Source organism: Nocardia sp. NPDC004718, assembly GCF_053601535.1.
In genome coordinates this window covers 69,303-75,302 of record NZ_JBSGCA010000036.1, presented here as the reverse complement: position 1 = coordinate 75,302, position 6,000 = coordinate 69,303, and the positions used below count along the sequence as shown (strand labels likewise).

6 protein-coding genes are annotated in these 6,000 nt (G+C 69.9%); 2 read left to right on the top strand and 4 right to left on the bottom strand.

Features of this window, described 5'->3' with window-relative positions:
• Positions 1-160: 160 nt before the first annotated feature.
• The 3 genes from ACWEH3_RS25165 to ACWEH3_RS25155 all read right to left on the bottom strand — a co-directional run bounded on the left by ACWEH3_RS25165 (position 161) and on the right by ACWEH3_RS25155 (position 2,487).
• Entirely contained in the window at positions 161-1,261 is a 1,101-nt protein-coding gene (locus ACWEH3_RS25165) for a HAMP domain-containing sensor histidine kinase (RefSeq protein WP_450023476.1), read from the bottom strand.
• A complete protein-coding gene (locus tag ACWEH3_RS25160; protein ID WP_450023478.1) occupies positions 1,258-1,953 on the bottom strand; it encodes a response regulator in 696 nt (231 codons plus the stop codon). The genes ACWEH3_RS25165 and ACWEH3_RS25160 overlap by 4 nt, the downstream gene beginning before the upstream one ends.
• Before the next feature lie 84 nt (positions 1,954-2,037).
• Positions 2,038-2,487 carry a MarR family winged helix-turn-helix transcriptional regulator gene (locus ACWEH3_RS25155; protein ID WP_450023480.1) on the bottom strand — a complete coding sequence of 150 codons (450 nt, stop codon included), beginning with the start codon at positions 2,485-2,487 and terminating at the stop codon, positions 2,038-2,040.
• 108 nt (positions 2,488-2,595) lie between these two features.
• Here ACWEH3_RS25155 and ACWEH3_RS25150 point away from each other — a divergent pair, with 108 nt between their 5' ends.
• The gene (locus tag ACWEH3_RS25150) at positions 2,596-4,074 is read left to right on the top strand and encodes an MFS transporter (protein ID WP_450023482.1); all 1,479 of its coding nucleotides are present in this window, start codon (positions 2,596-2,598) and stop codon (positions 4,072-4,074) included.
• A gap of 21 nt (positions 4,075-4,095) precedes the next feature.
• On the opposite strand, the gene ACWEH3_RS25145 is transcribed toward ACWEH3_RS25150, so the two are convergent.
• The gene (locus tag ACWEH3_RS25145) at positions 4,096-5,232 is read right to left on the bottom strand and encodes a lipase family protein (RefSeq protein WP_450023484.1); all 1,137 of its coding nucleotides are present in this window, start codon (positions 5,230-5,232) and stop codon (positions 4,096-4,098) included.
• Positions 5,233-5,349: 117 nt separating this feature from the next.
• Between ACWEH3_RS25145 and ACWEH3_RS25140 the strand changes: the two genes are divergently transcribed.
• Complete coding sequence (locus ACWEH3_RS25140; RefSeq protein WP_450023486.1) at positions 5,350-5,979, top strand: TetR/AcrR family transcriptional regulator; 630 nt, start codon at positions 5,350-5,352, stop codon at positions 5,977-5,979.
• The last annotated feature ends 21 nt before the right edge of the window (positions 5,980-6,000 follow it).

Sequence of the window (6,000 nt, the reverse complement as noted above, 5' to 3'; positions counted from 1 at the left end):
ACGTGCTGTGGGCACTGCTGCGCGACGGACGTGAATTCAGCCTCGACACACCCGCCCCGACGACTGCTGCGGCTTGACACGGTCATTGAGAGTCCCTTCGATAGGCGTGCGGAATCACCCCGGCACCGTTCTGGCGGTCCGGGTCGGATGATGTGGCAGGTCAGCGCCCGGGCAGAACGACCCGGATACGGGAGCCCGGCTCGGCGACCGCGATGTTGCCGCCGTGCAGGTCGACCACCCAGCGGGCGATGGCGAGGCCGAGCCCGGTGCCGCCGCCCGTGGTCCGGCCGCCCTTGGTGAACCGGTCGAACACCCTGGCGCGTTCGGCGTGCGGGATGCCGGGGCCGTCGTCGTCGACGTCGATGACGGCCTCGCCTTGCGAGACACGTACGGCCACGCGGACTTCCCCGCCCGCAGGTCCGTGGCGAGCGGCGTTGTCGAGTAGGTTGAGCAGCACTTGGTGCAGCCGCGCACGGTCGGCGTACACGCGGGCGGCGCCGGGCAGTACGTCGGTGCGGAATCGCACGCCGCGCCCGAGCGCGGCGGTCATGACCTCCGCTTCGGCGACGACGTCGGCCAGCAGCGGCGCGATCGGCAACTCCTCGCGGTCGAGCGGGAAGGCGCCCGCTTCGATGCTGGAGAGATCGAGTAATTCGGACACCAGCAGGGTGAGCCGTTCGGTTTGGGCCAGTGCGGTGCGCAGGGTCGCCGGGTCGGGTTGGGAGACGCCGTCGACGAGATTCTCCAATACCGCCTGCAAAGCGGTGATGGGCGTGCGCAATTCGTGCGAGACGTTGGCGATCAGGTCGCGGCGTTGCCGGTCGGCCGCCGCGAGGTCGGCCGCCATCTGGTTGAACGCCTCGGCCAGTTGCCCGACTTCATCCCGGGAACTCGCCCGCACCCGCAGGGTGTAGTCGCCGTGGGCCATCCGTTTCGCCGCCGCGGTCATCTCGCGCAGCGGCCTGGTGATGCCGTGGGCGAGGAACTGCGAAGTGAGCAGCGCGATCACCACCGCGGTGAGCGTGGTGCGCGGGGGCAGCCATCCGATCTTGAACCGGAAGAATCCGAACGCGACCCCGCCGGAGCACAGCATGAGGATGGCGAGCTTCAGCTTGATCGACTTCACCGGGTCCAGCGGCCGGGGCAACAGCTCGGCGATCCGATCGCTCACTCGGCGCACCCACCGCCATTCGCCGTATTTCGCTCCCCCGCCGGGTATTTCGCGTTTCACCTCCGGCGCGCTCTCGCGTTCGGTACTCATCGGGCCTCGAGGGCGTACCCGACGCCGCGCACGGTGCGGATCAGGTCGGCGCCGAGTTTGCGACGCAACGCCTTGATGTGGCTGTCGACCGCGCGGGTGCCCGCCGCGTCGGACCAGTCCCAGACGTCTTCGAGCAGCCGCTCGCGCGCGAGCACCGTGCGCGGGCGGCGGGCCAGCCGGGCCAGCAGATCGAATTCCAATGGCGTGAGCAGGGCCTCGACCTCCGCGCGCCAGACCCGGCGCTGGTCGACATCGATTCGGAGATCACCGACCAGGATCGTCGCGCCGTCGCGGTCGGCGGCCCGATCCAGCCGGCGCAGCAGCGCGTGCACCCGGGCCGCGAGTACGCGCAATGAGAAAGGTTTCGTGAGATAGTCGTCCGCGCCGACCCCCAACCCGACGAGCTGGTCGGTTTCCTCGGCGCGCGCGGTGAGCATGAGTACGGGCACCGGGCGGCGCGCCTGAATACGGCGGCACACCTCCAATCCGTCGAACCCCGGCAGCATGACGTCGAGCACCACCAGGTCCGGTCCGACCGCCTCGGCGGCAGCGACGGCCGAGGGGCCGTCGTGCGCCAGGTCGACGGTGTACCCCTCCGCCCGCAGGCGCGCCGCGACGGATTCGGCGATGGTCATCTCGTCGTCCACCACCAGGATCCGCCGGGCGGCCTGCGCCGGTGCGCTGTGTTCCATGCACCGAACCCTAGCCACCGGCCGTGGAGAGATCCGGGCTCGATTGTGGAGATTTCGTGTGCATCCACGCGGGCGCGCCCGCGTTCACGGCCGGGGCCACGGCCGCTTGTCGATGCGTTCGATGTCGGTGTTGAACCGCTTCAGGAATTCTGCGAACGCGGCGATGTCCTGCGCCGTCCAGTCCGCCAGGACATTTTCGAGAGCGCGGACGTTGTAGGCGCGTTCGGCGTCGAGCTGGCGGGCGCCCTCGGCGGTGATCCGGAATTTGCGCGCCATGCCGCCGTCCGGATCCGGAATGCGTTCGATCAGACCGGCTCCGCGCATGGCGGTCGTCTGCCGGTGCAGCGTCGAGGTGTCCAAGCCGAAGGCATCGCTGAGTTCACCCACGGACATCGGGCCCTGCACCCGCAGCCTGCTCAGCACCGTATAGGCGCTGCGGTCGAGGTGGTCAGGGCCCCGGCGGGCCTTGGCGCTGAGGCTGTGCCGCCCCAGCAGCATGGTCTCGAACTCCACCGAAGATACGGGCTTGTCCACACAACGCTCCTGCCGTCGCCAGCTACGGGCTCATCTCCGCACCTATACCACACCCTGCGGTCCGACCAGCGTATTTGCATACTACAACTATTGTGCATAATGCAATTCATGTGTACCGTGCACAAGAATCGAGAAGAGAGGGAGACCCGCGTGACAGCACCATCGGCAGCTCGATCCGAGGGCATCGTCGGCGTACTCGCGGCGGCCGGCATCGTCGCCGCACTGATGCAAACCCTGGTGGTGCCGTTGATCGGGGACCTGCCCCGGATCCTGGACACCACACCGTCCAACGCGTCCTGGGTGATCACGGCGACGTTGCTCGCCGGCGCGGTGGCCACCCCGATCACCGGACGCCTCGGCGATCTCTACGGCAAGCGGCGCATGCTGCTGGCGTGCACGGTTCCGCTCATCGCCGGATCGCTGGTCTGCGCGCTGGCGAGTTCGGTGGTGCCGATGATCGCCGGTCGCGGCCTGCAGGGCATCGGCATGGGTGTCGTCCCGCTCGGCATCAGCGCGTTGCGCGACGTCCTGCCCGCCGAACGACTCGGCACGTCCATCGCGGTGATGAGCGCGTCGATGGGAATCGGTGGCGCGCTGGGTCTTCCGCTGGCCGCGGCGGTGGCCGAGAACGCCAGCTGGCGCGTGTTGTTCTGGGGCTCGGCGGTGCTGAGCGCGGGTGTCGCCACGCTGATCTGGCTGCTGGTGCCCGCCATCCCGGCACGCGGCGGCGGCGGTTTCGACGTTCCCGGCGCACTCGGTCTCGGCACGGCGCTGGTGTGCCTGTTGCTCGCGGTGTCCAAGGGCGCCGATTGGGGCTGGACGAGCGGAACCATCCTCGGCCTGTTCGCGGTCGCGGTCCTGGTCCTCGCGGTGTGGGGCTGGTGGGAACTGCGTACCGCGGACCCGTTGGTCGACCTGCGCGTGACCGCGCGCACGCAGGTCCTGCTGACCAACGCGGCCTCGATCGTGGTCGGGTTCGCCATGTACGCCCAGTCCCTGATCATCCCGCAGTTGCTGCAACTGCCGGTGGTCACCGGGTACGGCCTCGGACAGTCCATGCTGGCGATGGGATTGTGGATGGCCCCTGCCGGCCTGGTGATGATGGCGGTCTCCCCGCTCGGCGCCCGGCTCTCGGCCGCGCGCGGGCCGAAGGTGACGCTCGCCGTCGGCAGCTCGGTGATCGCCCTCGGATACGGTTCGTCGGTCGTGCTGATGGGGTCGACCTGGGGGCTGCTCGTCGTGACCTGCGTGTGCAGCGGTGGCGTCGGCCTCGCCTACGGCTCGATGCCCGCGCTCATCATGGGCGCGGTCCCGCTGTCGGAAACCGCGTCGGCCAACAGCTTCAACACCTTGATGCGCTCGATCGGCACCACGGTGTCGGCCGCGGTCGTCGGCGTCGTCCTCGCCCAGATGAGCACCCGCCTCGGTGGGCACACCATCCCCACCGAGGCCGGTTTCCACACGGGATTGCTGATCGGTTGCGGCGTCGCGGTGCTAGCGGCGCTGATCGCGCTGGCCATTCCGGTTCGCAAGCCTGCCGCGACGCTGCCGGAGGCCGACCTGGAGCCCGCGGCCGCGCGCGCCTGAGCGCCGCGGCCCGCGCGGGGGTCAGGCGAAAAGGCGGGCGACGAACGGAATGCTGTCGGACAGCGAAGCGGCCATCGTGGCGCTGTGATCCTTGCCCGGATACACGTGGACCTCGGGCCGGACGCCGTGCGATTCCAGATCGGTGACCAGCTTCGCGGTCAGCGGAGCCGGGACGTCGGTGTCGTTGGTGCCCTGCCCGATGAACAGCGGCCGGTCATAGCCCGTGAGCGGAACGTCCATGACGGAGCGGGCGGTGGCGACGAAATCGCCGTCCGCCAGCGGGCGCGAGAACAACCGGTTGACCGAGATCCCTTGCGCCCGCTCGGCCAGCGGCTGGAAGCAAAGCGATTCGGCGGCGGTGGCCAATTGCTTGCCGACCGGGCTGAGGTAACTGTCGAGATCGAAGCCCGGTCGCGCCGCCTGCAGTCCATTCAAGACATACGCGATATAGGCGGTGAGGTGCGAATTGTCGATCGGAGGGGCGTCAGGCCCGAGGAAGGAGGCGGCCTCGACGACATTGGAGGCGGGGCCGGTGGCGACCGCGCCGCGATAGTCCAGTTCAGGGGCGTACGCCGTGGCCAGCGAGGCGGTGAACACCGCGGCTCCGCCGCCCTGCGACTGCCCGATGGCCACCCACTTCGACGACAGCGAATCCTCCACGGCGCGGGCCGCGCGCACCATGTCGATCCCGGCGTGCGCCTCGGCGCGTCCGTCCAGATACGCGTGCGGCCCCGGGGTGCCCAGACCGATGTAGTCGGTCGCGACGACGGCGTAGCCCTGGCGCAACCAGGTCGCCAGGTAATCCAGGTCGCGCTTGCTGCGGCCCGCGGTCGACGGCGCGCATTCGTCGGCGAGGCCGACCGTCCCGTGCTCCCAGGACAGCACCGGCCAGCCACCGCTCGGCGGCGTCCCCGCGGGAACGAAGACCGCACCACCGGCCAGCGCGGGCCGGTCATCGGAGGTCCTGGTCCAATACGTCAGGCGGCGGGCCGCGCCCGCGCCCTCGATCCAGAGCTGTTCGGGCAGCGCCTCGTCGGTGGCGACCGCGCCCGGAGCCGCGCCCGGCCCCGTGGGGTCGGCCACAGCCGACCCCGCCGGCGGACCCGCGAAAAGCAATGCGGCCGCGGCCACGGTGATTCCTGCACGTCGCACCGACATGGCGCCACCTTTCGGTTCTCAACTTGGTGTCCCGTCGAGACACTGTAGCCCGATTGTCGGCTAATGTGTCACTTTGAGACACCAATGGGATGACAGCGCCGAGAGAGAATGCGGGGCATGACGGGTGTGAACGGTCCACGCGACCGCGAGAAGGCGCGGGTGCGGCGGGAATTGGTCGACGCGGCGCTGCGGCTGTTCGAGCTGCACGGGTTCGAGCAGACCACCGTGCAGCAGATCGCCGACGCGGCACAGGTCTCCCGGCGGACCTTCCACCGTCATTTTCCGTCGAAGCTCGCGGTGGTGTTCAGCCACGAGGAAGACCTCATGGCCCAGTTGCTCGCCGCCGTCGACCGCCGCCCGGCAAGCGAGTCGGTGCTGACCGCGGTGCGCGCGGCGCTGCGCGACTTCTTGCTCGACGAGCGGGACGCACCGTCGCGTGACCGCCAGGCGGAGACCGCGCGCCGAGCCAGGCAGCTGCTGGTCGGCAATCCGGAATTGCGCCGGGAGAACTTCATCGGGGCGCTGGGACGCCAGCGCGCGATGGCGCTGAACTTCGCCGCCCGCGCCGGGCTTCCCGCCGACGACCTGCGACCGCAGCTCACCGCCGCGGCCTGTTTCGCGGCCTTCGGTGTCGGCCTCGATCACTGGATGATGGGGACGGACCACTCGATCCCGGCCTTGCACCGGGTCCTCGATCGCGCGATCGCGTCGCTCCAGCAGGGCATCGACATCCAGGGCGCCGGCTGAGCGCGCGCCGGATCGGCACAG

Excerpts from the sequence above, each read along its gene's own strand:
- ACWEH3_RS25160 (WP_450023478.1), bottom strand. The coding sequence starts at position 1,953 with ATGGAACACAGCGCACCGGCGCAGGCCGCCCGGCGGATCCTGGTGGTG.
- ACWEH3_RS25145 (WP_450023484.1), bottom strand. The coding sequence starts at position 5,232 with ATGTCGGTGCGACGTGCAGGAATCACCGTGGCCGCGGCCGCATTGCTT.
- ACWEH3_RS25165 (WP_450023476.1), bottom strand. The coding sequence starts at position 1,261 with ATGAGTACCGAACGCGAGAGCGCGCCGGAGGTGAAACGCGAAATACCC.
- ACWEH3_RS25150 (WP_450023482.1), top strand. The coding sequence starts at position 2,596 with ATGTGTACCGTGCACAAGAATCGAGAAGAGAGGGAGACCCGCGTGACA.
- ACWEH3_RS25140 (WP_450023486.1), top strand. The coding sequence starts at position 5,350 with ATGACGGGTGTGAACGGTCCACGCGACCGCGAGAAGGCGCGGGTGCGG.